Origin of the sequence: Stenotrophomonas maltophilia, assembly GCF_047497515.2 — a bacterium.
GTDB lineage: Bacteria > Pseudomonadota > Gammaproteobacteria > Xanthomonadales > Xanthomonadaceae > Stenotrophomonas.
On the sequence record NZ_JAXAXL020000011.1, the window covers coordinates 70,197 to 96,722 of the forward strand.

Sequence of the window (26,526 nt, forward strand, 5' to 3'; positions counted from 1 at the left end):
CTGAACGGTCATTCCGGCAGCGAGAACTGCACCGGCACCAGGCCGATGGCCGGCACGGCCACGCCGTCACGCTGGGCCGGTTCAAAGCGCCAGCGCTTCAGCACCTGCTGGCGCGCGGCCTGGTCGAGGCTGCGTGAGCCGCTGCTGCGCTCGATGCTGACCGCAACCGGTTGGCCGCTGCTGTCGACCTCCACCCGCAGCAGCACCGTGCCCTGCTCGTGGTTGCGCAGTGCCGGCACCGGATAGGACGGCGGCGGGGCGCTGCGGTATTGCAGCTGGGCACCGGCCAACGGCGTCGAACGGTCGATGCTCGGGGCCGACTGCACCGGTGTCGATTCGGCGGCAGGCGTGATGATGCCCTGTGCCTCCTCCAGCGTGGCGGTCGGCGTTGGCAACGGCGTTGTTTCCTTCGGCACGCTCTGCTGCTTCGGCACGACGTCCACGTGCTGCGGCTCCACGTACTTGGGCGGCGGCGGCAGCGGCTTGGGCAGTTCCTTCGGAATCAGCCGCACCGTGGTGGTGTCGCGCGGCAACGTGGTGATGGCCTGATAGGTGGCCGGAATCAGCAACAACAGGAACGCGAGCAGATGCAGGGCGATGGCCGCGCTCCAGGCGGCAACGCGGGCGGGGTCGAAGTGCGGGGATGCAACGGGATACGTACGAACCATGGTCCACCTCCATGCCAGTGACGAAGTCCTCAACGCACCAGGGCCCGTGGCGGGGTTGCCGCACGCGGCTGGCAGTGCATCAGTAGCGCGGCGGGACGGCCACTGCCTAGAGGCAGGGTGGGGATCGTTGAGCTGGCCTTCAGCCAGCGCCGGCGGCACACATGAAAAAGGCGGGCCCCCGCGGGACCCGCCTCTGTCCAAGGACCGGAGCGCGATCAGCGACCCAGTTCGAACACCACGTCCAGATTGACCGACACGGTGGACTCACCCGGCGCAACCGGCGTGGCCTTGTCCATCGCCGCGCCGGCCGCCATCGCACGCATCATCGGCATCGGGCGGTAACCGCCACCGGCGTTCTCGGAGATGCTGACGATGCGGCGCACCTGCAGGCCCAGTGACTTCGCATAGGTCTGGGCACGCGCCTGTGCCTTCTTCAGCGCGGCCAGGCGGGCTTCGTCATACACCGGTTCCGGCTGGTCGATCTCGAAGCTGGGGCCGTTGATCTGGTTGGCGCCCTGCGCCGCCAGTGCGTCGAGCACCTTGCCGAGCTTGGCGATGTCGCGCACCTTCAGGCTGACCGTGTTGCTGGCCTGGTAGCCGGTGATCTTCGGCGCTTCGTTGTCGGCATAGCGGTACTGCGGGTTGAGGCTGACGCCACTGGTCTGCACGTCGCGCTCGGCGATGCCGGCGGCCTTGATCGCGGCCAGTACCTTGTCCATCTGCTGGGCGTTCTGGCGCATGGCGCTGTTGCCATCGGCGGCCTGGGTGACCACGCCGGCCGACAGGGTGGCCACGTCCGGCACGCGGGTGGCTTCGGCATTGGACGAGATGTTCAGCAGGGTGCCTTCGGCCGCGGCGGCGATCGACGGCGACGAAGGGGCAGCATGAGCGGTCATCGAAGTTCCAAGGGCGAGGGACAGGGCGAGCAGCAGCGGGGTGGCGGTCAGGCGCATGGGATCTCCTTGTTGTGCGGGTGAGGGTGGTGTCGTAGCGATGAACGCGCTGTGAGCCTGTTCGGGGTTGGGGGCCTTCTGTAACAGGTTGCCGACGATTCAGGTGGCGGCCTCAGGTTATGCTGTGCCGATGCTCTATCTTGCTTCCCGCTCCCCCCGACGCAACCAGTTGCTGGCCCGACTCGGACGCCCCTTCCAGGCCCTTGACCTGGAGGTCGTCGAGCAGCGCGCTGCGGCTGAAAGTGCCGAACAGTACGTTTGCCGGGTCGCCGCCGACAAGGCGCGCGCCGGGCTGGCCCGGGTGCTGGCCGATGACCCGCAGGCGCGGGTGCTGGGCTCGGACACCGAGGTGGTGCTGGACGGGGAGGTGTTCGGCAAACCGGCCGACGCCGCCGATGCGCGGGCGATGCTGGCGCGCCTGGCCGGGCGCACCCACCAGGTGATGACCGCGGTGGTGGTGGTCGGTGCCGACGGCCTGGACAGCGAGCTGGTCATTTCCGAAGTGACCTTCGCGCCGATCAAGCACGCCGACATCGCCGCCTACGTGGCCACCGGCGAGCCGCTGGACAAGGCCGGTGCCTACGCCATCCAGGGCGGGGCCGAGCGCTGGATCGAACATCTTTCCGGCAGCTACTCCGGTGTGATGGGGTTGCCGCTGTTCCATACCGATCGTCTGCTGGCGCGCTGCGGCGTGCCGGCCCCCATTGCCGATGCCGCCAGGGAGGCTGCCGATGTCTGAGGAAATCCTGGTCAATGTGACCCCGCGCGAAACCCGGGTCGCGGTGATCGAAAACGGCATGCTGCAGGAACTGCACATCGAGCGCGGCTGGCGCCGGGGTGTGGTCGGCAACATCTACAAGGGCAAGGTGCAGCGGGTCATGCCCGGCATGCAGGCCGCGTTCGTCGAAGTGGGCCTGGAGCGCGCCGCGTTCCTGCATGCCAACGACGTGGTGCGCCCGGCGCCGGTGGCCAGCGCCGATACCGAGAACACCACCCTGCCGCCGCCCTCGAGCGTACCGATCGTGGAGCTGCTGCGCGACGGCCAGGACATCGTGGTGCAGGTGGTGAAGGACCCGATCGGCACCAAGGGCGCGCGCCTGACCACGCAGATCAGCATTCCTTCGCGCTACATGGTGCTGCTGCCGCAGTCCAAGGTGGTGGGCGTGTCGGCCCGCATCGAGGACGAAGGCGAGCGGGCGCGGTTGAAGGCGCTGGTGACCGAGCTGTCGGCACAGCACGGCGGCTACGGGTACATCGTGCGCACCAATGCCGAGGGGCAGCCGGCCGAGGCCATCGCCGAGGACGTCGCGTACCTGTCGCGCGTGTGGAACGTGGTCGAGCGCCGCGGCCGCGATGCGCCCTCGTGCAGCATCATCTATGAAGACCTGAGCCTGCCGCTGCGCTCGGTGCGTGACCTGATCCGCAAGGACGTGGACAAGGTGAAGGTCGATTCGAAGGAAACCTTCGCCCAGCTGCAGGCGTTCGTCGCCAAGTACATGCCGGTGCTGGCCGAGAAGATCGAGTTGTACAGCGGTGACCGCCCGATCTTCGACATGTTCGGGGTGGAGGACGAGATCGGCCGCGCGCTGGACAAGCAGGTGCCGCTGAAGTCCGGCGGTTACCTGGTGATCGACCAGACCGAGGCGATGACCACCATCGACGTCAACACCGGTTCGTTCCTCGGCCAGCGCAACCTGGAAGAGACGGTGTTCCGCACCAACCTGGAAGCGGCGCAGGCCGTGGCGCGGCAACTGCGGCTGCGCAACCTGGGCGGCATCATCATCATCGACTTCATCGACATGGACGATGCCGAACATCGCCGCCAGGTGCTGCGCACGCTGGAAAAGGCGTTGGCCCGCGACCATGCCAAGACCACCGTCTACGACTTCTCGCCGCTGGGCCTGGTGGAGATGACCCGCAAGCGCACGGTCGAGAGCCTGGAGCGCCAGCTGTCGGAAACCTGCCCGCAGTGCAGTGGCCGTGGCAGCATCAAGACCACCGAGACGGTGACGTACGAGATCTTCCGCGAGATCACCCGCGCGGTGCGCCAGTTCGATGCGGCGCGCCTGCTGGTGATCGCCTCGACCAAGGTGGTCGCGCGCATCACCGATGAGGAATCCTCGGCGGTGGCCGAGCTGGAAGAGTTCCTCGGCAAGAGCATCCGCTTCCAGGCGGACGAGCAGTACCTGCAGGAGCAATTCGATGTCGTGCTGCTCTGATCCTCGCCGGCCGCAGGCCGGCGGTGGCCGATGAGCGCGCCGCCGCGCCTGCGACTGCGAAGGATCCGCCGTCATTTCATTGCCGCCTGTGCGGTGGGCCTGGTCGGGCTTGCACTGCTGGTGGGCACGCTCAGCCAGCTGCTGCCGCTGGCCGAGCGCCATCCCGAGAAGATTGCCGCCTGGCTGAGTGATCGTGCCGGGCAGCCGGTGCGTTTCGACCAGCTGCAGACCGCCTGGACACGTCGTGGTCCGCTGCTGCAGTTGAAGGGCCTGCGCATCGGTGCCGGACAGGGCCTGGCGATCGGCGAAGCCGAAGTGCTGGTCTCGATGTACAGCGGCCTGCTGCCCGGCCGTTCACTGACCGAGTTGCGCCTGCGCGGGCTGGCACTGGACCTGCAGCAGGGCGAGGACGGCCGCTGGTCGGTGCGTGGCCTGCCGCAGTCCGACGCTGGCGGCGACCCACTGGACGCATTGCGCCGGCTGGGCGAACTGCAGGTGATCGGTGGCCGCCTGGGCGTGCATGCGCCGGGCCTGGGCATCGACACCACGCTGCCGCGCATCGACCTGCGCCTGCGCGTCAATGGCGACCGCCTGCGGGTGGGCGCGCGTGCCTGGGCGCAGACCGATGCGTTGCCGTTGACCGCAGTGCTGGACGTGGACCGCGCGCGCGGCAACGGCCAGGCCTGGCTCGGCGGCGATCCAGTTGATTTCCATGCCTGGTCGCCGCTGCTGGCGGCCGGCGGCGTGCGCCTGCGCGAGGGCAAGGGCGAACTGAACCTGTGGCTGACCCTGCGCGATTTCGTGCCGGTGGCGTTGACCACCGATTCAGACCTGCGCGACGTACGCATTGAGGGTGCACCGATGCCCGGCGTTGCGGCGCCGCAGTTGCAGCTGCAGCGCCTGCAGGCGCGCCTGCGCTGGCAGCGCCAGGCCGATGGCTGGTCGCTGCAGATCCCGCAGCTGCGCCTGAAGACCGAGCAGGATGAACAACAGCTCGACGGCCTGCAGGTGCAGGTCGGCAAGCAGCTGCGGGTAAGTGCCGGCGAATTGCAGGCGGGCACCGCGCTACGCGCGCTGGCGCTGAGTGATCGCCTGGAGCCGGGCCTGCGGCATTGGCTGTTCCTGTCCCGGCCGCAGCTGGAGGTGGCTGAGCTGCAGCTGGCCGGTGAACGCAATGGCCCGTTGTGGGCGCAGGGCGAGCTGCAATCGCTGGGGTTTTCCAGCGTAGGCAATTCCCCGGGCCTGCGCGGCCTCGGCGGGCGCTTCGAGGGCGACGCCAACGGCTTCAGCCTGCAGCTGCAGCCCCAACGGCAGCTGCAGTTCGATTGGCCAACCGGCTTCGGCGTGCGCCACGATCTGCACCTGGCGGGCCAGGTGGTGGGCTGGCGCGATGAAGGCGGTGGCTGGCGCATCGGTACCGCGGCGATGCGGGTGGAAGGCACCGACTATGCGGCCGATGTGCGCGGCGGTGTCTGGTTCCAGGGCGACGGCACGCGGCCGTGGCTGCAGCTGGCGGCCAAGCTGGACGATGTTCCGATGACCGCGGCCAAGCGCTTCTGGATCCACTCCAGGATGAGCAAGGGCGCCACCGATTGGCTGGACATGGCGCTGGCCGGTGGCCAGGTGCGCAATGGCATCGGCCTGGTCAGTGGCGACCTGGACGACTGGCCCTTCGACAACAACGATGGCCGCTTCGAGGCCACCGGCCACATCACCAACGGCGAAATCCGCTTCCAGCACGACTGGCCGCTGATGAGCCAGGTCGACGCCGACATCGCCTTCATCGGCCCCGGCTTCGACATGCACGGGCGCGGCGACCTGGCCGGCGTGGCGGTACAGACGTTCGAGGCGGGCATTCCGGATTTCGGCCACCAGCCGCTGTACGTGCGCGCCGATGCGCCGAGCGACGCGGCCAAGCTGCTGGCGATGTTGCGGCAGAGCCCGCTGCACAAGGACTATGGCGACACCCTGGACAACCTGGTTGCCAGCGGCCCGGCGCACGTCACCTTCGATCTGCTGCAGCCCCTGCACCAGGACGAAGGCGGAGGCCACCTGCAGGGAACGGTCGACCTCAACGGCGCCAAGCTGGTCGACAAGCGTTTCCAGCTGGCCTTCGACAACATGCACGGGCAGGCGCGCTACAGCAACGGTGGTTTCGGCGCCGAAGACCTGGCGGTGCGCCACCTCGGCCAGGATGGCCGCCTGAGCCTGCGCGCCGGCGGCTATGTGCACGACAGCACGCGCGCCTTCGAATCGCAGCTGACGGCCCACCTTGATGCCGGCGTGCTGATCGACCGCGCACCGGAGATGGCCTGGCTCAAGCCCTACATCAGCGGGACCTCGGCCTGGACCATCGCGGTCAACCTGCCGAAGGTGGCGCCGGGCGCCCCTGCGCCGCCAAGCGAGCTGCGATTGAGTTCGGACCTGGTCGGCACGCGCCTGGACCTTCCGGCACCGCTGGACAAGCCCGCCCCCGAGCCGCTGGCGACCACGGTCGCCGCGCAGCTGCCGATGGGCGCCGGCCGCATCGACGTGGCCTTCGGCCAGCGCCTGGCCCTGGCCGCGCGCAGCCACAACAACCGCACCGGCGTGCAGGTCACGCTGGGCAGTGATCACGTTGATCGAGAGCCGCCGCCGAGCGGACTGGCCGTCAACGGCCATAGCCCGACCCTGGATGCGCTGGAATGGATCAGCCTGGCCCGCGGCGGTGGCGACGATGACGGCATGCCGCTGCGTGCGGTGGATGTGCAGGTCGGCAAGCTGATGCTGATCGGCGGCGTCTTCGAGCAGACCCGCCTGCAGCTGCAACCGGGCGCGCAGGCGCTGGACGTACGGCTGGACGGACCTTCCCTGGCCGGCAGCCTGACCGTACCCAATGCCGAGGGGGGCACCATCAGTGGCCGGCTCGATCGCGTGCACTGGCAGTCGCTGCCGTCGGCACCGGGTGCGCCCGCTCCGGCACGGGTGCAGGCCGGTGCCAATGACATGGACCCGGCCAAGCTGCCGCCGTTCGCGCTGGACATCGCCGACCTGCAGTTCGGCAAGGTCGTGCTCGGCCAGGCGGTGCTGCGCACGCGACCGCTGGCCAATGGCCTGAACGTGGACGAGCTGCGCTTCCGTGCGCCCGACCAGGAGATCGACATCAGTGGCCGCTGGCTGGGCCGCACCGGTGGCGCCCGTACCGAGCTGACCGCACAGGTGCGCAGCGAAGACCTCGGCGGCCTGATGCAGAACCTCGACTACGGTGGCCAGCTGCGCGGCGGCTCCGGCCAGGCGCAGCTGCAGGCCTCGTGGAGCGGCGGTCCTTCGGACTTCCAGCTGGCCAACCTGCAGGGGCGCCTCGAACTGCACGCACGCAACGGCCAGCTGCTGGAACTGGAGCCTGGTGCCGGTCGCGTGCTCGGCCTGCTCAGCGTCACCCAGCTGCCGCGGCGCCTGATGTTCGATTTCCGCGACTTCTTCTCCAAGGGCTTCGCGTTCAACCAGGTGGACGGCAGCGTGCAGTTCGGCCAGGGCATGGCGCGTACCGACAAGGTCTTGATTGAGGGCCCGGCGGCGAACATCACCATCCGCGGCCAGGCCGACCTGCGCAACCAGCAGTTCGACCAGACCATCGACGTCAACCCGCGCGCTGGCAACCTGCTGACCGTGGTCGGCGCAGTGGCGGGTGGCCCGGTCGGGGCGGCGCTCGGCGCGGCCACCAATGCGGTGCTGTCCAAGCCGCTCGGCGAGATTGGCGCCCGCACCTACAAGGTGACCGGCCCCTGGAAGGAGCCGAAGGTGGAAGTGATCGAACGCAGCCGCGACAAGGCGCCGCCCGCACCCACACCGGCACCGGCGGTTCCACCGACGGTGACCGACCTGCCGCGCTCGCGTTCGCGCTGAGCGTGGCTTTCCTGTTCACGGGGCTTGCCTGAGCGCCCCCGCACCCCCAGATCGAGACCATGACTGATATCGCCCTGATGCTTGCCCAAGACCGCCTGCTGCGCCCCGGCGGCCTGGATACCGCCGGCCTGGAGCGCACCTTCGGCCAGTTGCTCGGCCCCGGTGTGGACTTCGGTGACCTTTATTTCCAGCACGCCCGCCGCGAGAGCTGGAGCGTGGAGGATGGCATCGTCAAGGACGGCGCCCATTCCATCGAGCAGGGCGTGGGCGTGCGCGCGATTTCCGGTGAGAAGACCGGCTTCGCCTACTCCGATGACATCCATGCCGACGCGCTGCTCGCCGCGGCGCAGTCGGCGCGCGCGATCTCGCGCGAAGGCGGCGCCCAGTCCGGGCGTTCACTGCTGCGCGGCAATGCGCGCGCGCTGTACCCGGCGCTGGACCCGATCGACGGCATCGGCAACGAAGCCAAGGTGGAGGTGCTCAAGCGCCTGGATGGCTACCTGCGCGCCGCCGACCCGCGCGTGAAGCAGGTGATGGTCAGCCTGTCCGGTGGCGTCGACACGGTGCTGATCGCCCGCAGCGACGGCGTGCTGGGCGCCGACGTGCGCCCGCTGGTGCGCCTGAACGTGCAGGTGATCGTCGAACACAATGGCCGCCGCGAGTCCGGCTATGCCGGCGGCGGTGGCCGCTATGGCTACGAGGAACTGTTCGCCGACGGCCGGCCTGAAGCGTTTGCGCGCGAGGCGCTGCGCCAGGCACTGGTGAATCTTGAGGCGGTCCCTGCGCCGGCCGGCGTGATGCCGGTGGTGCTCGGCCCCGGCTGGCCGGGTGTGCTGCTGCATGAGGCGGTCGGCCACGGCCTGGAAGGCGATTTCAACCGCAAGGGCACCAGCGTCTATGCTGGCCGCATCGGTGAGCGCGTGGCGTCGCCGGGGGTGACCATCGTCGACGATGGCACCCTGGACGGGCGTCGTGGCTCGTTGAACATCGACGACGAAGGCCATCCCAGCCAGTGCACCACGCTGATCGAGGACGGCATCCTGGTCGGCTACATGCAGGACAGCCTCAACGCGCGGTTGATGGGGATGGCACCGACCGGCAACGGCCGGCGCGAATCGTTCGCGCACCTGACCATGCCGCGCATGACCAACACCTACATGCGCGCCGGCCAGCACGACCCGCAGGAAATGATCCGCTCGGTGAAGAAGGGCCTGTACGCGGTCAACTTCGGCGGCGGCCAGGTCGACATCACCAGCGGCAAGTATGTGTTCTCGGCCACCGAGGCCTACCTGATCGAAGATGGCCGCATCACCACGCCGGTGAAGGGCGCGACCCTGATCGGCAATGGCCCGGAAACCATGCAGAAGGTGCGCATGGTCGGCAACGACCTTGCCCTGGACGAGGGCGTGGGCATCTGCGGCAAGGACGGGCAGAGCGTGCCGGTGGGTGTCGGCCAACCCTCGCTGTTGATCGAGGGCATCACCGTCGGCGGTACCCAGGCCTGAGCCGGGCGATGGCCAACGCCAGCGCCCGGACCGGCGGGGACTCAGTCCTCGTCGGCCTCGTCGGCGTCGGATTCTTCGGCGACGCCCTTCAGGCCCAGCGCTGCCGGCAGCATCAGCGTGCGCAGCACCTGGAAGATCTCACGGTAGGCGCGCGGCGGCTTGTTCTTGGCCTTTTCGGCCTGCGCGTTGCGTACCAGCGTGCGCAGCTGCTGGCGGTCGGCCTGCGGGTAATCGTTGAGCAGTGCGGCCAGCGCGGTATCGCCCTCGGCCAGCAGGCGGTCGCGCCAGTCTTCGGCGCGATGCATCATCGCCACTTCACGGCGGCCGGTCTCGCTGTTGGCATCCAGCGCATCGCGGATCGCGTCCAGCGTGGCGTCTTCCTCGCGGCGCATGTGCTTGGCCAGGAACGCCAGCTGGCGCTTGTGGGCGATGTGGGCGGTGATGCGCTTGCACTCGGCGATGTGCGGCAGCAGATCCTCGGGGATCGGCAGGCGCGCCAGCTGGGCCGGGGTCAGCGACACCAGCTTCTCGCCCAGAGCCAGGACGTCGAGCGCGTCGCGCCGGTTCTGGCTGCGGCTCTTGTCGTGGAATTCACCGGTTTCTTCGTCGCGTCCGCGCATCGTTCCTACCTGATTCTAAAAAAAGTCGCCCGGCGTAATGCCGGGCCCAACCTGTACAGGATAAAGCATTGAACGTGATTGCCCCTGAAGTCGCCGTTGGCGACGACAGCCCAGCCCGGCTGGAACGGCTGGCCGACCTCTCCCAGCAGCTGCTCGACCGCGCCCGCGCGCTGGGCGCCAGCCAGGCCGAGGTCAGCTGCAGCGAAGACCGTGGCCTGGAGGTCAATGTCCGCCTCGGCGAGGTCGAGACGGTGCAGTCCACGCGCGACCGCGGCATCGCCGTGACCGTCTACTTCGGCCAGCGCAAGGGCAGCGCCAGCACCGGCGACCTGAACGAGGCCAGCCTCGCGGCCACCGTCGAGCAGGCCTGCGCGATCGCCCGGCACACCGAGGACGACCCGGCTGCCGGCCTGGCCGAGGCCGCGCTGATGGCCACCGACTTCCCGGACCTGGACGGCTGGCACCCGTGGGCGCTGCAGGCCGACGAGGCGGTGGACCTGGCCCTGGCCTGTGAAAACGCTGGCCGCGAGGCCGATGCCGAGATCCGCAATTCCGACGGGGCCTCGGTGTCGAGCATGCAGAGCCTGTCGGTGTACGCCAATTCGCATGGGTTCATCGGCCGCGAGCGCGGCACCCACCATTCGGTCGGCTGTGCGCTGATCGCCGGCCAGGGCGATGGCATGCAGCGCGACGGCTGGTACACCAGCGCGCTGGCCCGCGAGGACCTGGAGGATGTGGGCCAGGTCGGCCGGCAGGCCGCCGAGCGCACCGTCGCCCGCCTGCAGCCGCGATCACTGGCCACCGGCAGCATGCCGGTGCTGTTTGCCCCGGAAGTGGCGCGCAGCCTGGTCGGCCATCTGCTGTCGGCGGTGTCCGGTGGTGCCCTGTACCGCCAGGCGAGCTTCCTGCTGGACAGCGTCGGCCAACGGCTGTTCCCGGAATGGATGCAGATCGAGGAACTGCCGCACCTGCGCCGTGGCCTGCGCTCGGCCGCCTTCGACGGTGATGGCGTGGCCACCCGGGCCTCGGCGCTGGTTCGTGACGGCGTGCTGCAGCGCTACGTGCTGGGCAGCTACTCGGCGCGCAAGCTGGGCCTGCAGACCACCGCCAACGCCGGTGGCGTGCACAACCTGCAGCTGGCGGCCAACGCAGGCTCGCTGCAGGAGATCGCCCGCCAGATGGGCGACGGCCTGCTGGTGACCGAGCTGATGGGGCAGGGCGTGAACGGGGTGACCGGTGACTACTCGCGTGGTGCCGGTGGCTTCCGCGTCGAGAACGGCGAGATCCAGTACCCGGTGGATGGCATCACCATTGCCGGCAACCTGCGCGAGATGTTCAGCAGCATCGAGGCGGTGGGCAGCGACGTCGACCCGCGCTCGCACGTGCGCACCGGTTCGATCCTGCTGGGACGGATGACCATCGCCGGTAATGATTGATGGCATTGATGGCGTAAGCTATGCCCGCCTGACGCGACCAGCTGGGTGCTGGTTGGTCAAGACCACCCAATGAAAAGGAGTTTTGTCGTGAGCGAATTCGATAACGTCCCGCCGCCGCCGGCCACCACCAACGCGCCGGCCGACCAGCGCACCATGGCCCTGGCTGCCCACCTGCTGGGCATCTTCACCTGGTTCATCGGCCCGCTGATCATCTGGCTGATCAACAAGGACGATGCCAGCAAGGCCTTCGTGACCGACCAGGCCAAGGAAGCGCTGAACTTCCAGATCACCATCACCATCGCGATGCTGATCTGCATCATTCTGACCATCGTGATCATCGGCGGCATCCTGGCCCCGATCGTCGGCCTGCTCAACCTGGTGTTCTGCATCATTGCCGCAGTCAAGGCCAACAACGGCGAAGCCTACCGCTACCCGTTCGCGCTGCGCCTGGTCAAGTAAGACCGGCCACATGCGGAACTGGAAACGCCCGGCATTGCCGGGCGTTTTCATGTGCGGAGAGTGACGGGCGCTGCCCGGCTCGCGCGCAGCAATCAATGATCGCGTTCGACTGCCAGCGTCGCCAGCGCACGCAGCGCATCGGCCTCTTCGCCGTAGCCGGCCAGGAGGGACTGCATGCGTGCGGCCAGCTCGTGCAGCTGTGCCTTCGCACCGTCCATGCCGAGCAGGGCGGGAAACGTGCTCTTGTCCTGCGCCTGGTCCTTGCCGGCGGTCTTGCCCAGCTGTTCGGAACTGGCTTCGACATCGAGGATGTCATCGCGGACCTGGAACGCCAGGCCCAGCGCGTCGGCAAAGCTGTCCAGCTGCGCCAGCTGCGGTTCGTGGGCCTGGCCGCACAGCGCGCCCATGCGCACCGCCGCGCGGATCAACGCGCCGGTCTTCAGGGCATGCATGCGGGTGAGCGCCACCAGCGTCTGCTGTTGGCCGGTGGCATCGATGTCCAGCGCCTGGCCGCCGCACATGCCGGCGGCACCGGAGGCATGGGCCAGGGTCTGCAGGCAGGCCACGCGCAATGTGGCCGGCAGCGGCGCATCGGCCAGCAGGCCGAAGGCGCGGGTCTGCAGCGCATCGCCGGCGAGGATCGCGGTGGCTTCGTCGAACGCGATGTGGGTGGTCGGCTTGCCGCGGCGCAGGGCGTCATCGTCCATGGCCGGCAGGTCGTCATGCACCAGCGAATAGGCGTGGATCAGCTCGACGGCCATCGCGGCCGCGTCCAGGTGCTCCAGCTGTGCGCCGAACAGGTGGCCGCTGGCGTACACCAGCAGCGGGCGCATGCGCTTGCCGCCGCCCAGCACCGAATAGCGCATGGCCTGGTGCAGGCGCTGCGGCGCCTCGGCAGGCGAGGGCAGGGCAGCGTCAAGCTCGCTTTCGATACGATCGCGCCAGCGCGCGAACAGCGTTTCAGCCGTCATGGCTGGGCGGATCGAAGGGCTCGGATGCTTCCGGCTGCGCCGGATCGCTGAGCAGGCGCACGCGCAGTTCGGCCTGCTCCAGCGCCTGCTGGCACTGGCGGTACAGGCCGACGCCACGTTCGTATGCACTGAGCGAAGCTTCCAGGCTCAGCTCGCCGGTTTCCATCTGCTCCACCAGCTGCTCCAGCGATTCGAGCGATTGCTCGAACTGGGCGACAGGGGAGGCGTTTTCGGGGGACTTCTTGGCCATACCGCAAGTGTGGACGGGCCGCGCGCGGGGGTCAATTCACCAGCCGCCGGGACGCCACTGCAGCTGCGCCTCGTTCGCCTGCAGCCACGCCTGCAGCGGCGCGCCGATGACCACGTCGGAGGCGGCCAGCAGCTGCTCACCAGCAAACAGCAGGGGCAGCTGTGCGCGGCGCCAGGGCGCGAGGTGTTCGCGTTGCAGGCAATCCTTCAGCGCATGGGAATGCTCGCGGCCGGGCAGCAGGATGCGTTCACCGCCCACACGCGCCCGGACCTGCAGTGGCTGCTCGAAAGCGCCTGCACCCAGCAGGCTCAGCTGGCCGCCATCGGGCAAGGGCAGGGGCGCGCGGCCATCCCATTCGGCCTGCCAGTCGCGAGGCAGTACGGGCAGCCGGGCAGGCAGCAGGTAGGCGTGGTCGCGCCATTGCTGGATCGCGTGATCGTGCCAACCCACGCGCGCCTGGCGATCGTTGTCGGCCGGCAGCAGTTCGTCCAGCGCCTGCTGCAACACCGTGGCCGGCAACGGGGCTGCACCGTGGCCGAGCACCCAGCCACGCAGTACGCGCGCGGCACGCCCCGGCGAGACCTGGCGCAGCAGCTGCAGTGACAGCACGCGAGGCGCCACTTCCAGATGCGCGATCAGTTCGGCGTCTTCCTCGTCCAGCAGTTCGCGGGTCTGTCGGCACTGTGTCGCGCTGCTGGCCAATGCCGCCGCCGCATGCGGCCAGCGCTCGCGCAGCAACGGCAGCACCCGCAGGCGCAGGAAGTTGCGATCGGCGTGGTCGTCGGCGTTGCTGGGGTCCTCGATCCAGCGCAGTGCGTGTTGCCGGGCGTAATCGAGCAGCGCGCTGCGCGGCGCCGGCAGCAGTGGTCGCCACAGGGCGTGTTCGCCAAGACGGGCATGTGCGGACATCGCGGCAAGGCCGTCGACGCCTGAACCGCGGAGTGCGCGCAGCAGGAAGGTTTCGGCCTGGTCGTCCTGGTGTTGGGCCAGCACCAGCGTTTCGCCATCGCGCAGCTCGGCCGCGAACGCGGCGCGTCGCGCCTGTCGCGCGGCACCCTCCAGGCCCAGGCCTGCGGTGTCGTCGATTCTTACGTGGTGCACGGCCAGCTCGATGCCCCGCGCGGCGCACTGCTGCTGGCAATGCAGCACCCAGTCGTCCGCATCAGCCTGCAGGCCGTGGTGGACGTGCACTGCGCGCAGCCGGGTGCCGGAGGCTTGAGCGCAGCGCCACAACCAGTGCAGCAGCACGGTCGAGTCGACACCGCCGCTGTAGCCCACCAGCAGCGGCGCATCCAGTGGAACGAGGGCAGGGAAGGCAGTCACGTGGCAAGTATAGGGTTGCTCGGCAGGGCTGCGCCCTGCACCCGCTACGATCCGGAGCAACAGCAACAGCAACAGCAGAAGCAGGTTTCCTGCGGGATGGCGGGGTGGGTCCAGTTGCGGGGGGCGCTGCAAGTACGTCCATGTAAGCTCGGTCGCCGCACCCATGCGGCTCACGCCCCCGCAACCGGACCCACCCCGCCTTCGACAGTTTCCTGCGAGTTGTCGGGCATGTTGATGGGGGTCAGATCCGTTTTCCGCAGGAAAACGGATCTGACCCCTATTTATTTCGATGTCTGACGGATTTCATCCACGCATGGCGTGGATCTACTGGCCGCCGGCCAACTGTCGAAGGTGGGGCGCTGTGGGTTTGCGGGGTGTGAGCCGCATGGATGCGGCGACCAAGCCCCCATGGACGGGTTTACGGCGTCCCCGCAAACCCACAGTGCCCCGCCATCCCGCGGAATTCCGCTCTGGCTTTGGTTGTTGCCGTTGCTTGAAGCTTCGGCAGGTGCAGGGCGCAGCCCTGCCGAAACCCCTACTTCACTCGACGACCGGAACGGTCGATGCGGAACCGCTCTCCGCCTTCCATCGGCGTGTGCCCATCGCCATCCGGCGTGCCGCGACGACAGCCGTTGCAGACCTCGGCCACGCCATCGCGGAACGGCCAGCCGAAATCGAAGGTGCCCGGCACCACCTGGCGGAACTTCAGATCGAAGTAGCCCACGCGGTTGCCGACGCGCCCGCGCAGCAGGCCTTCCTCCGGCGTCTCCGGGCCGTTGTCCCAGGTCAGCACCGGCAGGCTGCGGCCCTTGCGGTCGACGTAGTGGAAGCCCTGGTCGGCATACACCACGGCCAGGCCGTGGTCGTCAAAGTTCAGGTCTTTCAGTGTGTCGGGCTGGATCTTCGGCCGGTGGTCCACCACCTCGCAGTTGGGCAGCGGCCACAACCCATGTTCGTCGGTCAGCAGTTTGCACGCCGGTGCCTGCGCCAGCGCGCTGGAACTGGTCAGCACGCCGAGCAGGGCCAGCGACCGCGCGAGGCGGCCGCTGGCGCGGGCAGGGCGGGCCTGCCGCGCGATCACTTGGCCTCGGCCTTGCGCTCGAAGGCGGTCGGCGCCGGCAGCTGCACCGGCACGCCCTTGTCATCGCAGGTGCCGGCCTGGCACAGGCGGTCGCGCAGGGCCGGGGTGGCCTGCACGATCATGTGGTAGATCGCGTTCTGTTCCAGCGTGCCGCGGATCGCCTTGCTGCCCGGGCCACGGGCCCAGATGCCAACGTCCTCGCCACCGTGCGATTCGGATTTCATCGGCACCAGCGCTTCCTGCATGTAGTCCGGATGCTCGGTGTCGACCTCACGCAGGTTCGGGCGACCGTTGGCCGGCTCGAAGCTGCTCGGATTGTGCGGGTAGCGCTTGGCGCCGGCCGGCTGCTGGTTGCTGGCGCCGGTGTGGCCCGGGCCGTTGGCATAGGTCAGGGTGGTGTACGGCTGGCCGCTGCCGTCCAGTGCATAGTCCAGCTTGCCGGCACCGTCTTCGCCGCCCTTGTCCTTCACCTTGCCCAGGATCGGGTTGCCGCGTGCCGGGTAGCCGACGAAGTTCAGGGTGTGCGAGTGGTCGGCGGTGACGATGATCAGGGTGTCGTCGGCCGAAGTCAGTTCATTGGCCACGCGCACCGCATCGGACAGGGCCACGGTCTCGGTCAGGGCACGGTAGGCGTTGCCGCTGTGGTTGGCATGGTCGATGCGCGCGCCCTCGATCATCAGCACGTAGCCTTCCGGGTGCTTGGCCAGGTTCTTGATCGCCGCGGCGGTCAGTTCGGCCAGGCTCGGCTCGCCGCCCGGATCCTGCGGGCGCTCGTACTCGTAGCGCATGTGGTCCGGCTCGAACAGGCCGAGGATGGCCGGCGCGTTGGCGGCCGCCGCCAGCTGCTTGCTGTTCCAGACATAGGCACCCTGCGGATGCGCCTGCTGCCATTCCTGGACCAGGCTGCGGCCGTCCAGGCGCTGGCCGACCTTGTCGTCGTACTCGGGGTCACGCTCTTCCACGGTGGTGAATTCACCACGGCCACCGCCGAGCGCGACCAACGGGCCGCGGCCATAGCGCGAGGTCGACAGCAGCTGCTGGGCGATGTCCTTGCAACCGGCCGCCTTGGCCGCGTCGGTCAGGTCGGTGTCGTTCTCCCAGTTGCGCTCGGGCGAGTGCGCATAGGTGGCGGCCGGGGTGGCGTGGGTCAGGCGGGCGGTGGACACCACGCCGGTGGCCAGGCCGGCACTGTCGGCCAGCTGCAGCCAGGTCAGCAGGCCCTTGGACAGGCTGTCGGCACAGTCGGTGCGGCTGCCGGCGCTGACGCCGATCGCGCCCATGTGGGTCTTCACGCCGGTGGTGATGGCGGTCATGGTGCCGGCCGAATCCGGGGTCTGCGAATCGGTGTTGTAGGTCTTGCTGAACGCCGTCGCGGGGAAGCGCTCCCAGGACAGCAGGTTCTCTTCGCCCGAACCGCCCTTCTGCTGGCCCTCGTAGATGCGCGAGGCGGCCACGGTGGTCAGGCTCATGCCGTCGCCGAGGAACAGGATGACGTTCTTGGCCTTGCCGGACATCGCGCCGTTGGCGGCCGCCTGGGCGGCGCCGCTGCGGTACCACCACTGCGGGGTCTCGCCGGCCGGGTGGGCGACGGGATCGACGGCGACCTTGAGGCCGGCCGGGGCGGACGCGGGGGCAGTGCTGGCGCAGGCGCCCAGCAGCAGGGTGGTGGCACAGGCGGCCAACAGGGAGACGGAACGACGCATGGACGCTGGGATCTCACAAACTGTAACGGGACGTTCATTATGCCCGCCCCCGCAAGGCACGCCGATGACACACTGATTTGCCGGCCGGGCGGTCGTTCCGCCGGCCGCCTTGGGCTATCGTTCCAGCATCCCTTCCTTCCCTCTGGATTGCCTATGAAGCTGGTCTCTGCCTGGCTGCGGATTCCATTCTGGCAGCGCGTGGTCGGTGGCTTCGTGCTCGGCGCGCTGGCCGGCTGGGCGCTGGGCCCGGCCGCGGAAACGTGGTTCGGCCCGCTCGGCGAGCTGTACGTCACCCTGATCAAGATGATCGCGGTGCCGCTGGTGTTCTTCGCGGTCATCAATGCGATCTCGTCACTGCACGGCCAGAAGTCGGTTGCCGCGCTCAGTGGCCGCACCTTCCTGTGGTTCGTGATCACCGCCGCGCTGGCGGTGTGCGTAGGCCTGGGCGTGGGTACCGTGCTGCAGCCCGGCGCCGGTGGCCTGCAGCTGTCGATGGCCAGCAATTATGTGCCGCGCGAAGTGCCCAGCGTGGTACAGGTGCTGCTGGACGTGGTGCCGGCCAATGTCTTCTATGCGCTGTCCGGCATCGGCACCAAGGTCAATGCGGCCGGTGAAACCGTGCTGGCCGCCGGTCGCGGCTCGATCCTGCCGGTGATCTTCTTCGCCGGACTGGTCGGCTTTGCCATCGTCAAGCTCGGCGAGAAGGTGACCGAGGCGCGCAAGCTGGTCGGCCAGATGAGCGACATCATGATCCAGGTGACCCGCTTCGTGCTGGAAGTCACTCCGATCGGTACCTTCGGCCTGATCGCGGGCCTGGTCGGCAGCTACGGCTTCGAGAAGCTGCTGCCGCTGGGCCACTTCGTGCTGGCGCTGTACGTGGCCTGCGCGCTGCACATCGTGGTGGTCTACAGCGCGCTGCTGCTGGCACACGGCCTGAACCCGCTGAAGTTCTTCCGCGGCGCGGCGCCGGGCATGCAGGTGGCGTTTGTCAGCTCGTCCAGTTTCGCGGCGATGCCGGTGGCGCTGCGTTCGATCACCCACAACCTGGGCGTGAACAAGGACTACGGTTCGTTCGCGGTGCCGCTGGGTGCCAGCATCAAGATGGACGGCTGCGGCGCGATCTACCCGGCGCTGTGCGCAGTGTTCATTTCGCAGTACAGCGGCGTGCCGCTGACCCCGGAGCAGTACGTGGTGGTGCTGATCGCCTCGGTGCTGGGCAGCTTCGGTACCGCAGGCGTGCCGGGCACCGCGGTGATCATGGCCACGGTGGTGTTGAGCGCGGCCAACCTGCCGCTGGAGACCATCGGTTACCTGTACGCCATCGATCGTATCCTGGACATGATGCGCACGATGACGAACGTGACGGGGCAGATGCTGGTGCCGGTGATCGTCGCCAAGGAAACCGGGCTGCTGGATCAGGCGGTGTATGACAATCCATCCGGCAATGTGGGCGTGGATGATCCCGACCCGACGCCGCCACGCAGCTGAGGTTGCGTAACGATGAAAGGCCCGCCCTGACCGGCGGGCCTTTTGCTTGGCGGGTGACTGATGCGGCGCCGACCAAGGTCGGCACCCACCAGGAGGTCAGTAGATCCACGCCATGCGTGGATGAAGGCAGCGCCGACCAAGGTCGGCACCCACCAAAGGTCAGTAGATCCACGCCATGCGTGGATGGCGGCATTGCCGACCAACGGTCGGCACCCACCAAAGGTCGGTCGGCACCCACCAAGGCCGGCCGGCGCCTATCCGTATTTGCGGGCCAACAAAAAAGCCGCTGCAGGGCAGCGGCTCTTTCTCGCATCAGGCGGCGCGGTCGCGCCAACCGGTCAGATCAGAGATCGACCCGGCGCGCCTGCATGAACTTGTTGCCCCAGTAGCCACTGAGCAGGGTGTCCACGCGCACGTCCTTGCCCGAGCTCGGGGCGTGCAGGAAGCGGCCGTCGCCGACATAGATGCCGACGTGGTCGACGCGGCCCTTGCGGCCGAAGAACACCAGGTCGCCGGCAGCCAGCGCGGTGCGGTCGTTGATCAGTTCGGCATTGTCATCGTGGGCCATCTCGCGCGAGACGCGCGGCAGCTCGATACCCAGCGCCGAACGGAACACGTAGCCGACCAGGCCACTGCAGTCGAAACCGCTGTCCGGGTTGCTGCCGCCCCAACGGTACGGGGTGCCCAGCAGGGTCATCGCACGGCGCAGCAGCGACTGCACCTTGCCGTTGTCGGCGGCGGTGCCGACAACGCTGCCATTTGCGGCGCTGCTGGTGTCGTAGTTGGCGAGCAGGCGGCTGAGGTCACCGGCCACCACGGCCGAGCGGTCCATCAGCGGAATGGTGTCATTGGCGGCCAGGTGAGGCAGCAGGGCGGCCAGGGTCGCGCTGGCGGCGGCGTCGACGCGGCTGCGCTGCGGAGCAGCAGCCTCGGCCTTGGCGGCCGGTCGGGCGGGGCTATCGGCCACCGGGGCCGGGGTCACATCGGAACGGTTCGGAACAGTCTGCGACCAGGCCGGAAGGCTGGTCAGACACAGTGCCAGGCCAAGCAACAGCGGGCGGGCACTACGTGAAGATACGGAAGTCTGGCCTTCGCTTTTCAGGTCGTCAGTCGTCACGCGTCGGTCACAGGAAAAAAACGATGGGGCATCATGCCCTGTAAAAGCGCGGATAAGTTAAAAATTCCGTTAGTAATTCGTTAGCAGCACGGTGATGTGCGTCACAGTTTTGAACATGTCGCCTGTTCATTTTAGCGAAGGACGCGTTTCGCGCCCGTGTAGTGATCCTTCCAGTAGGGGCCGCTGAGCGAGTCGAGCCGGACCGTGCCGCCGGTACTCGGGGCGTGCACGAAGCGTCCTTCGCCCACGTAGATGCCAACGTGGGTGACGTTGCCGCGGCTGCCGAAGAACACCAGGTCACCGGTGGCCAGGCGCTGCGGATCGATCTTCGGGCCCTGGACGGCGGCCAGGTCGCGCGAGGTACGCGGCAGCTGCAGGTCCAGCATCTCGCGGTAGACATAAGCGACCAGGCCGCTGCAGTCGAAGCCCGAATCAGGGGTGTTGCCGCCATAGCGGTAGGGCGTGCCGACCAGGCTGATGGCGCGCATCAGCACCGAGTTGGCGGCCTCGGGATTGTCCGGCACGGTCTTTGGCCAGTGCGCGGTTGGCGGTGGCGGAGCAGGGCGGGTGGCCTTGCCACCACCGCAGGCAGTCATCAGCAGGGGCAGGGCCAGCAGCAGGGCCGGGGCGAGGAGCCGGCGCAGGCCGGACGAAACTGGCGTGATGTGCATGATCTCCGGATAATGCGCCACCTTGGATTGGCCGTCATGATGGCGGCGTCCCCGCCGGGCGACAACCCGCCCCAACCCGCCTGCCTCCGGCAGATCCAGACAGAGTTGCGCATGAAGATCGAAAAAGACCGCGTTGTCCGCTTCCACTACACCGTTTCCGAAGTCGGCCAGGAGCCGATCGAATCGTCCAAGGACCGCGGTGAGCCGCTGGCGATCCTGATCGGCCACGGCAACATCATTCCGGGCCTGGAAAACGCCATGATGGACAAGGAAGCCGGCGCGACCTTCAACGTTGACGTCAAGGCGGCCGATGCCTACGGCGAGCGTCGTGAAGGCCTGTCCCAGCGCGTTCCGAAGAAGCACTTCGGCAACACCAAGCTGGCCCCGGGCCAGCAGGTCGTGCTGCAGACCAACTTCGGCCCGCGCGCGGTGACCGTGCAGAAGGTCGGCATGAGCGTGGTCGACGTTGACCTGAACCACCCGATGGCCGGCAAGGACCTGCATTTCGACGTGGAAATCGTCGACGTGCGTGAAGCCGTCCAGGAAGAGATCGACCACGGCCACGTCCACGGCGACGGCGGTCACCAGCACTGATCGCAGCGCGATCGTGATGGCAGCAACGGCCCGCTTCGGCGGGCCGTTGCGTTTCTGGAACACGACGCGGGCATCCATGGTGCGCGGGCCGGCGGCATAATGGCGGACCTGCCCGACGGACGCCCCGTGAACGCCGCTTCTCCTTCCCTGCAGCCGATGGCTTCCGGCGAACGCATCGCCGTACTGGACGTGCTGCGCGGTGCCGCGTTGCTGGGCATCCTGCTGATGAACATCGAGGCCTTCAGCGGTCCGCTGGACCTGGCCTTCACCGGCATCGACGTGCACTGGCAGGGCCTGGATTACTGGGCCGATGCATTCGTCTACGTGTTCGTGCAGGGCAAGTTCTTCACCCTGTTCTCGCTGCTGTTCGGCGCCGGCTTCGCGGTGATGGCGCAGCGCGCCGCCGTGGCCGGGCGCGAGTTCACCCCGTTCTACCTGCGCCGCAGTGCCGGCCTGCTGTTGATCGGGCTGTGCCACGCGCTGCTGGTCTGGTCCGGCGACATCCTGGTGCTGTATGCGCTGGTCTCGCTGCCGCTGCTGGCCTGCCGCGAGGCACCACGCAGCTGGCTGCCATGGATGGGCGTGATCGTGTATCTGGGCGGCGCGGCGATGATGCTGCTGGTCGGCGCGATGGTGTCGATGGCCTCGGCCGACGACGTGCAGAAGATGCTTGCCGACGCGCAGCAGAGCATCGAGCTGCAGCGCCAGGTGTACGGCCATGGCAGCTGGATGCAGGCCAATGCACAGCGCTTGAACGAATTCGGCACGTCGCTGGGCGCGATGCTGATCACCGGTCCGGAGGTGCTCGGCATGTTCCTGATCGGCAGCTGGTTTGCCGGCAGTGGTGCGCTGGCCACGCCGGAGCGCTTCCCGCGGCTGTACGCCTCGCTGCGCTGGATCGCGCTGCCGCTGGGCCTGCTGGTCACGGTGCTGGGGATTGCCTGGAAACCTTACCTGGCACCCGGCGCGTACGATCTGCCGGTTACCGCGGCAATGGCCCTGGTGACGGTCGGCGGCCTGCCGATGTGCCTGGGCTACCTGGCCTGGATCGTGCACTGGCGCACGCGGCTGGCGTGGCTGGCGCCGGTCGGCCGCATGGCGTTGACCCACTATCTCGCTCAGTCGCTGCTGTGCACCTGGATCTTCTACCACTACGGGCTGGGCCGGTTCGAGATGATGCCGCGCAGCCTGCAGCTGCTGTTCGCGCTGCTGCTGTTTGCCGTGCAGGTGGGCATCTCGCACGTGTGGCTGCGCCACTTCCGGTTCGGTCCGATGGAGTGGGTATGGCGTGCGATGACCTACCGGCAGTGGCCGCCGATGCGGCGCGGAGCCGGGCAGGGCTGATCGATGCCGGCTGCGCGCGAGGATGTGATCGTGGTCGGTGCCGGCGCCATCGGCCTGGCCACTGCGCTTGCACTGCGCGCGCACGGCCGGCAGGTGCGCGTGATCGACCGGGGGCGCGTCGGGGGCGCGACGTCGCATGGCAACTGCGGCACCATCACCCCCAGCCACGCACCGCCACTGGCGGCGCCTGGGGTACCGCTGCGTGCGCTGCGCTGGATGCTCGATCCGCGTGCGCCGCTGTACGTGCGCACGCGGCTGGATCCCACGCTGTGGCGCTGGCTGCTGCAGTTCAGCGCGCGCTGCAATGCACGCGACTGGCTGCAGTCCACGCGCGCACGTGGCGCGCTGCTGGATGATTCGCGGCTGCGCCTGGCCGGATGGGTGCAGGCACACGCGCTTGATTGTGAGTTCGATGCGCGCGGGCTGGACTACGTGTTCGGCGACGCGCGCAACTTCGATCACTACGCGGCCGAATGCGAGGCGCTGAGCGCGCAGGGCATTGCCACGACCTGCATCCCGGGTGCGGACTATGCGCGCGCGAATCCTGCCTTCCATGATCGCCTGGCCGGTGCGATTCATTTCCCTGGCGATGCGCAGCTGCGGCCGGATCGCTACACCGCCGAGCTGGCACGCGTGCTGCGCGCGCAGGGCGTGGTGATCGACGAAGCGGTGGACGTGCAGGGGTTCAGTGATGATGCCCAGGGTGTACGCGTGCAGGCAGGTGGGCAGTGGCTGGCTGCGCGCGAACTGGTACTGGCCACCGGGCCATGGTCGCGGCACTGGGCGCGGCAACTGGATCTGCGTGTGCCGATCCAGCCAGGCAAGGGCTATTCATTGACCTGGTCACGACCGTCGCAGGTGCCGCAGCGCCCCGTGGTGCTGAAAGACCATTCCGTGTTCGTGATCGCCTGGCGCGAGGCATTGCGGCTGGGCGGCACGATGGAATTCGCCGGTGCCGACCCGCGGCTGCGCGCGACCCGCCTGCAGGCACTGCAGCAGGCCGCTGACCGCTACCTGCGCACGCCGCGTGGTGCGCAGCTGCAGGAGCAGTGGTGTGGCTGGCGGCCCATGAGCGTGGACGACGTGCCGATGATCGGCCGCGCGCCCGCGCATCCTCACGTCTGGCTTGCAGCGGGGCATGGCATGCTCGGTATCAGCATGAGTGCCGGCAGCGGCCAGCTTGTCGCCGATCTGGTCTGCGGCCGCACCCCGGCGATTGATCCTGCCCCTTACCGACCCGAGCGATTCCGATGAGCGCTGCACCCTATGATTACGACCTGATCGTCCTTGGCGGCGGCTCCGCCGGCCTGGCCGGTGCGATCCGCGCCGCACAGCACGGCAAGCGCGTGGCGCTGCTGGAGCCGGGCGAACTGGGCGGCACCTGCGTCAATGTCGGCTGCGTGCCGAAGAAGGCGATGTGGCTGGCGGCCGACCTGCACGAACGCATCGGCCTGGCCAGCGCAATGGGCTTCGATGTCGAGGCTCGCCCGGCGCTGTCGTGGAAGGAACTGGTAATCCATCGCCAGGCCTACATCAGCAACATCCATACCAGCTACCACAAGCGCCTGGACGAAACCGGCGTGGTGCGCATTCCGGCACGTGGCCATCTGCTCGACGCGCATACGGTGGCCTGCAGTGATGGCGTGCGTTACAGCGCCGAACACATCCTGATCGCCACCGGCGCGCATCCGTTGCGGCCGGATATTCCGGGCGCCGAACTGGGCCTGGTGTCTGATGATTTCTTCGATCTGCGTGCGGCACCGGCCGAGGTGGCGATCATCGGCGGTGGTTACATCGCGGTGGAACTGGCGGGCCTGCTGCAGGCGTTGGGCAGCCGGGTCAGCCTGCTGGTGCGTGGCAAGCGCCTGCTGGAGCGCTTCGATTACGAGCTGACCGATCAGCTGGCCGAGAACCTGAAGCAGCAGGGCGTAAGAATCCATTTCGACTACCGCCTGCGCGAGCTGCAGCGCGATGGCGAGCGCGTGCGCGCATTCGGCCACGATGGTCCGCTCGACAGCGTGTTCGATGCGGTGTTCTTCGCCACCGGCCGGCGCGGAAACAGCCGTGATCTGGGGCTGGAGGCACTCGGCATCGGCATCGGCGAACACCAGCAGGTGCAGGTGGATGAGTGGCAGACCACCCGCGTGCCAAGCGTGCACGCCGTGGGTGACATCGCCGGCAAGGTCGGCCTGACCCCGGTGGCGGTGGCGGCATCGCGGCGGCTGATGGACCGCCTGTTCGGTGGCCGCCCGCAGTCGAAGATGGATTACGAGAATGTGGCCAGCGTGGTGTTCTCGCACCCGCCACTGGGTGCGGTAGGCATGAGCGAGGAAGACGCGCGCGCGCGTTTCGACCAGGTGAGCGTGTACCACAGCCGCTTCCGTCCGATGCTGCAGGCGCTGGCCAACGGCACCCAGCGCAGCCTGTTCAAGATGGTCTGCGCCGGCCCGGAGGAACGGGTGGTGGGCATCCATCTGCTCGGCGAAGCGGCTGATGAGATCCTGCAGGGCTTCGCGGTGGCGGTGAAGATGGGCGCGACCAAGGCCCAGTTCGATGACACCGTGGCGATCCACCCGACCTCAGCCGAGGAAGTGGTGCTGATGCGTTGAGCCGGGCTGCGCCCGGCACCCGCAGAGGCAACATCGAGAGCAACAGCGGCATTCCTCGGGATGGCGGGGCACTGTGGGCTTGCGGGGGCGCCGTGAACCCGTCCCTGGGGGCTTGGTCGCCGCATCCATGCGGCTCACACCCCGCAATCCCACAGTGCCCCGCCTTCGACGGCTTCCCACAGCTGTTGGTAGGTGTCGACCTTGGTCGATACGGTAGATCCACGCCATGCGTGGATCGGAAGTGGTGGTGAGCGTGAGCGGAAGTTGGATCGTCCGTCCGGAAGAGCCGTGAGACAATTGGAAGCAATCTAATTCCTTCCAGCCGCTCCACGCGGCCCGCCGTCGTCCTGATGTCCAGCCCCACTTCCCGTATCGCCACCGCTTCCCCTCGCATCGCGCTGGGGGGTGTCGGCCTGGCTGCGATCGGCGCCATCGCCGCGTCGGGCAAGGCGATCATCGTCAAGCTCGGCCTGCGCCATGGCGTCGATGCCACTACCTTGCTCGCCCTGCGCATGCTTATGGCGTTGCCTTTGTTCGTGCTGATGGCGCTGTGGGCCGCGCGCCGGGCCGAGCCGTTGTCATGGGCCGACCGCGCCCGGGTGCTGTGGCTGGGCTTCACCGGCTACTACCTGTCCAGCCTGCTCGACTTCCAAGGGCTGCAGTACATCAGCGTGACCCTGGAACGGCTGATCCTGTACTTGAACCCGACCCTGGTGCTGCTGATCAACGTGCTGTTGGCGCGCCAGCGGCCGGGCCGCTGGCAGATCGGCGCGCTGGTGCTGAGCTACTTGGGTGTGCTGCTGGCGTTCGGCCATGACCTGCAGCGCGAGGGCGGGCAGATCATCGTCGGCAGCCTGCTGGTGCTGGGCAGTGCGCTCAGCTACGCGCTGTACCTGTTCGGCAGTGGCCAGGTGGTCGCACGCATCGGTGCTGTACGGCTGACCGCCTATGCCAGCTGCGTGGCCAGCGTGCTGGTGCTGTTGCATTTCGCGGTCACCCATCCGCTGCCGCTGCTGTGGCAGGCGCCTGCGGCGGTGCAGTGGCTGTCGCTGATCAACGCTACCGTGTGCACGGTGCTGCCGGTGCTGGCGATCATGCTGGCGGTGCAGCGCGTGGGTTCGTCGCTGGCCGCACAGGTCGGTATGCTGGGCCCTGTTTCCACCATCGTGATGAGCCTATGGCTGCTCGACGAACCGATGGGGCCGGCGCAGATCGCCGGCACCGTGCTGGTGCTGATCGGCGTACTGCTGGTGACCCGCCTGCGGCGCTGACGCCGGAGCAGGCGCGCGCGCGCATCCTGGCGGTGATCCGTGCGATTCCGGCGGGGCAGGTGATGGGCTACGGGCAGGTGGCGATGCGCGCCGGCCTGCCCGGCCGGGCGCGCCTGACCGCGCGCATCCTCGGCCAGAACGACGACCCGGACCTGCCCTGGCATCGCGTGCTGCGCTCGGATGGGCGCATCGCCATGGAAGAAGGCTCGGCCGGCTGGCGCGAGCAATCGCAGCGGCTGCGCGCCGAAGGCGTGGTGGTGGAGAACGGCCGGGTGCGGATGCCGGCCACCGATCCGGCCGCGGCGCTGGATGCGGCGGTGTGGGGGCCGGGCTGAGCGCGGCTGGCGACTGAACGGGCC

Annotated in this window: 23 protein-coding genes; 13 read left to right on the plus strand and 10 right to left on the minus strand. The window is 68.4% G+C overall.

Annotated elements, in window-relative coordinates:
* Positions 1-8 precede the first annotated feature (8 nt).
* Together ACMZPQ_RS15245 and ACMZPQ_RS15250 are read right to left on the minus strand one after the other, a co-directional pair.
* A complete protein-coding gene (locus ACMZPQ_RS15245; protein ID WP_197583188.1) occupies positions 9-668 on the minus strand; it encodes an energy transducer TonB in 660 nt (219 codons plus the stop codon).
* Positions 669-883: 215 nt separating this feature from the next.
* Complete coding sequence (locus ACMZPQ_RS15250; protein WP_197583189.1) at positions 884-1,621, minus strand: SIMPL domain-containing protein; 738 nt, start codon at positions 1,619-1,621, stop codon at positions 884-886.
* A gap of 130 nt (positions 1,622-1,751) precedes the next feature.
* On the opposite strand from ACMZPQ_RS15250, the gene ACMZPQ_RS15255 reads away from it, so the two are divergent.
* Genes ACMZPQ_RS15255 through tldD form a run of 4 tightly spaced genes read left to right on the plus strand, consistent with a single transcriptional unit; the run spans position 1,752 to position 9,230 of the window.
* Positions 1,752-2,360, plus strand: coding sequence for a Maf family nucleotide pyrophosphatase (locus ACMZPQ_RS15255; protein ID WP_197583191.1), 609 nt, complete (start codon positions 1,752-1,754; stop codon positions 2,358-2,360).
* Positions 2,353-3,840 carry a ribonuclease G gene (gene rng, locus ACMZPQ_RS15260; protein ID WP_197583192.1) on the plus strand — a complete coding sequence of 496 codons (1,488 nt, stop codon included), beginning with the start codon at positions 2,353-2,355 and terminating at the stop codon, positions 3,838-3,840. The genes ACMZPQ_RS15255 and rng overlap by 8 nt, the downstream gene beginning before the upstream one ends.
* A 30-nt stretch (positions 3,841-3,870) precedes the next feature.
* Positions 3,871-7,725, plus strand: a complete 3,855-nt coding sequence (locus tag ACMZPQ_RS15265; protein ID WP_197583193.1) for a YhdP family protein — start codon at positions 3,871-3,873, stop codon at positions 7,723-7,725.
* Between the two features lie 59 nt (positions 7,726-7,784).
* Positions 7,785-9,230, plus strand: coding sequence for a metalloprotease TldD (gene tldD / locus ACMZPQ_RS15270; RefSeq protein ID WP_197583195.1), 1,446 nt, complete (start codon positions 7,785-7,787; stop codon positions 9,228-9,230).
* 41 nt (positions 9,231-9,271) lie between these two features.
* On the opposite strand, the gene yjgA is transcribed toward tldD, so the two are convergent.
* On the minus strand, positions 9,272-9,850 hold the full coding sequence (gene yjgA / locus ACMZPQ_RS15275) for a ribosome biogenesis factor YjgA (protein WP_197583196.1): 579 nt from the start codon (positions 9,848-9,850) through the stop codon (positions 9,272-9,274).
* A 68-nt stretch (positions 9,851-9,918) separates the two neighbouring features.
* On the opposite strand from yjgA, the gene pmbA reads away from it, so the two are divergent.
* Together pmbA and ACMZPQ_RS15285 are read left to right on the plus strand one after the other, a co-directional pair.
* On the plus strand, positions 9,919-11,286 hold the full coding sequence (gene pmbA / locus ACMZPQ_RS15280) for a metalloprotease PmbA (RefSeq protein WP_197583198.1): 1,368 nt from the start codon (positions 9,919-9,921) through the stop codon (positions 11,284-11,286).
* Between the two features lie 87 nt (positions 11,287-11,373).
* The gene (locus ACMZPQ_RS15285; protein WP_197583199.1) at positions 11,374-11,745 is read left to right on the plus strand and encodes a DUF4870 domain-containing protein; all 372 of its coding nucleotides are present in this window, start codon (positions 11,374-11,376) and stop codon (positions 11,743-11,745) included.
* A 92-nt stretch (positions 11,746-11,837) separates the two neighbouring features.
* Here the strand turns inward: ACMZPQ_RS15285 and ACMZPQ_RS15290 are convergent, their stop codons facing one another.
* From ACMZPQ_RS15290 to ACMZPQ_RS15310, 5 genes are all read right to left on the minus strand, one after another.
* Entirely contained in the window at positions 11,838-12,716 is an 879-nt protein-coding gene (locus tag ACMZPQ_RS15290; protein WP_197583200.1) for a polyprenyl synthetase family protein, read from the minus strand.
* Positions 12,706-12,966, minus strand: a complete 261-nt coding sequence (locus ACMZPQ_RS15295; RefSeq protein ID WP_005410522.1) for an exodeoxyribonuclease VII small subunit — start codon at positions 12,964-12,966, stop codon at positions 12,706-12,708. Before ACMZPQ_RS15295 ends, ACMZPQ_RS15290 begins: the two co-directional genes overlap by 11 nt.
* Before the next feature lie 36 nt (positions 12,967-13,002).
* Complete coding sequence (gene tilS / locus ACMZPQ_RS15300; protein WP_197583203.1) at positions 13,003-14,289, minus strand: tRNA lysidine(34) synthetase TilS; 1,287 nt, start codon at positions 14,287-14,289, stop codon at positions 13,003-13,005.
* A gap of 535 nt (positions 14,290-14,824) precedes the next feature.
* On the minus strand, positions 14,825-15,370 hold the full coding sequence (locus tag ACMZPQ_RS15305) for a WG repeat-containing protein (protein ID WP_197583572.1): 546 nt from the start codon (positions 15,368-15,370) through the stop codon (positions 14,825-14,827).
* Positions 15,367-17,073: an alkaline phosphatase gene (locus ACMZPQ_RS15310; protein ID WP_197583574.1), complete on the minus strand. Its 1,707-nt coding sequence runs from the start codon at positions 17,071-17,073 to the stop codon at positions 15,367-15,369. Before ACMZPQ_RS15310 ends, ACMZPQ_RS15305 begins: the two co-directional genes overlap by 4 nt.
* 153 nt (positions 17,074-17,226) lie before the next feature.
* On the opposite strand from ACMZPQ_RS15310, the gene ACMZPQ_RS15315 reads away from it, so the two are divergent.
* A complete protein-coding gene (locus ACMZPQ_RS15315) occupies positions 17,227-18,561 on the plus strand; it encodes a cation:dicarboxylate symporter family transporter (RefSeq protein ID WP_197583575.1) in 1,335 nt (444 codons plus the stop codon).
* 343 nt (positions 18,562-18,904) lie between these two features.
* Here ACMZPQ_RS15315 and ACMZPQ_RS15320 read toward each other — a convergent pair whose 3' ends face one another.
* Together ACMZPQ_RS15320 and ACMZPQ_RS15325 are read right to left on the minus strand one after the other, a co-directional pair.
* Complete coding sequence (locus ACMZPQ_RS15320) at positions 18,905-19,678, minus strand: C40 family peptidase (protein WP_197583576.1); 774 nt, start codon at positions 19,676-19,678, stop codon at positions 18,905-18,907.
* A gap of 131 nt (positions 19,679-19,809) precedes the next feature.
* Complete coding sequence (locus ACMZPQ_RS15325; protein ID WP_197583577.1) at positions 19,810-20,349, minus strand: NlpC/P60 family protein; 540 nt, start codon at positions 20,347-20,349, stop codon at positions 19,810-19,812.
* Between the two features lie 111 nt (positions 20,350-20,460).
* Here ACMZPQ_RS15325 and ACMZPQ_RS15330 point away from each other — a divergent pair, with 111 nt between their 5' ends.
* The 6 genes from ACMZPQ_RS15330 (at position 20,461) to ACMZPQ_RS15355 (ending at position 26,502) form a co-directional block, all read left to right on the plus strand.
* Positions 20,461-20,943: an FKBP-type peptidyl-prolyl cis-trans isomerase gene (locus ACMZPQ_RS15330; RefSeq protein WP_197583578.1), complete on the plus strand. Its 483-nt coding sequence runs from the start codon at positions 20,461-20,463 to the stop codon at positions 20,941-20,943.
* Between the two features lie 99 nt (positions 20,944-21,042).
* A complete protein-coding gene (locus ACMZPQ_RS15335) occupies positions 21,043-22,287 on the plus strand; it encodes a DUF418 domain-containing protein (protein WP_197583579.1) in 1,245 nt (414 codons plus the stop codon).
* Between the two features lie 3 nt (positions 22,288-22,290).
* Positions 22,291-23,541 (plus strand): NAD(P)/FAD-dependent oxidoreductase, encoded by a 1,251-nt coding sequence (locus ACMZPQ_RS15340; protein WP_197583580.1) that lies wholly within the window; start codon positions 22,291-22,293, stop codon positions 23,539-23,541.
* Positions 23,538-24,896: a glutathione-disulfide reductase gene (gene gorA / locus ACMZPQ_RS15345; protein WP_197583581.1), complete on the plus strand. Its 1,359-nt coding sequence runs from the start codon at positions 23,538-23,540 to the stop codon at positions 24,894-24,896. The genes ACMZPQ_RS15340 and gorA overlap by 4 nt, the downstream gene beginning before the upstream one ends.
* Before the next feature lie 350 nt (positions 24,897-25,246).
* Complete coding sequence (locus ACMZPQ_RS15350; protein ID WP_197583582.1) at positions 25,247-26,167, plus strand: DMT family transporter; 921 nt, start codon at positions 25,247-25,249, stop codon at positions 26,165-26,167.
* Positions 26,164-26,502: an MGMT family protein gene (locus ACMZPQ_RS15355; RefSeq protein ID WP_224329410.1), complete on the plus strand. Its 339-nt coding sequence runs from the start codon at positions 26,164-26,166 to the stop codon at positions 26,500-26,502. Before ACMZPQ_RS15350 ends, ACMZPQ_RS15355 begins: the two co-directional genes overlap by 4 nt.
* The last annotated feature ends 24 nt before the right edge of the window (positions 26,503-26,526 follow it).

What these genes read in the sequence shown, in the direction of transcription:
- ACMZPQ_RS15245 (WP_197583188.1), bottom strand. Translation starts at nt 668, where the DNA reads ATGGTTCGTACGTATCCCGTTGCATCCCCGCACTTCGACCCCGCCCGC.
- ACMZPQ_RS15250 (WP_197583189.1), bottom strand. Translation starts at nt 1,621, where the DNA reads ATGCGCCTGACCGCCACCCCGCTGCTGCTCGCCCTGTCCCTCGCCCTT.
- ACMZPQ_RS15255 (WP_197583191.1), top strand. Translation starts at nt 1,752, where the DNA reads ATGCTCTATCTTGCTTCCCGCTCCCCCCGACGCAACCAGTTGCTGGCC.
- rng (WP_197583192.1), top strand. Translation starts at nt 2,353, where the DNA reads ATGTCTGAGGAAATCCTGGTCAATGTGACCCCGCGCGAAACCCGGGTC.
- ACMZPQ_RS15265 (WP_197583193.1), top strand. Translation starts at nt 3,871, where the DNA reads ATGAGCGCGCCGCCGCGCCTGCGACTGCGAAGGATCCGCCGTCATTTC.
- tldD (WP_197583195.1), top strand. Translation starts at nt 7,785, where the DNA reads ATGACTGATATCGCCCTGATGCTTGCCCAAGACCGCCTGCTGCGCCCC.
- yjgA (WP_197583196.1), bottom strand. Translation starts at nt 9,850, where the DNA reads ATGCGCGGACGCGACGAAGAAACCGGTGAATTCCACGACAAGAGCCGC.
- ACMZPQ_RS15290 (WP_197583200.1), bottom strand. Translation starts at nt 12,716, where the DNA reads ATGACGGCTGAAACGCTGTTCGCGCGCTGGCGCGATCGTATCGAAAGC.
- ACMZPQ_RS15295 (WP_005410522.1), bottom strand. Translation starts at nt 12,966, where the DNA reads ATGGCCAAGAAGTCCCCCGAAAACGCCTCCCCTGTCGCCCAGTTCGAG.
- ACMZPQ_RS15310 (WP_197583574.1), bottom strand. Translation starts at nt 17,073, where the DNA reads ATGCGTCGTTCCGTCTCCCTGTTGGCCGCCTGTGCCACCACCCTGCTG.
- ACMZPQ_RS15315 (WP_197583575.1), top strand. Translation starts at nt 17,227, where the DNA reads ATGAAGCTGGTCTCTGCCTGGCTGCGGATTCCATTCTGGCAGCGCGTG.
- ACMZPQ_RS15325 (WP_197583577.1), bottom strand. Translation starts at nt 20,349, where the DNA reads ATGCACATCACGCCAGTTTCGTCCGGCCTGCGCCGGCTCCTCGCCCCG.
- ACMZPQ_RS15330 (WP_197583578.1), top strand. Translation starts at nt 20,461, where the DNA reads ATGAAGATCGAAAAAGACCGCGTTGTCCGCTTCCACTACACCGTTTCC.
- ACMZPQ_RS15335 (WP_197583579.1), top strand. Translation starts at nt 21,043, where the DNA reads ATGGCGGACCTGCCCGACGGACGCCCCGTGAACGCCGCTTCTCCTTCC.
- ACMZPQ_RS15340 (WP_197583580.1), top strand. Translation starts at nt 22,291, where the DNA reads ATGCCGGCTGCGCGCGAGGATGTGATCGTGGTCGGTGCCGGCGCCATC.
- gorA (WP_197583581.1), top strand. Translation starts at nt 23,538, where the DNA reads ATGAGCGCTGCACCCTATGATTACGACCTGATCGTCCTTGGCGGCGGC.
- ACMZPQ_RS15350 (WP_197583582.1), top strand. Translation starts at nt 25,247, where the DNA reads ATGTCCAGCCCCACTTCCCGTATCGCCACCGCTTCCCCTCGCATCGCG.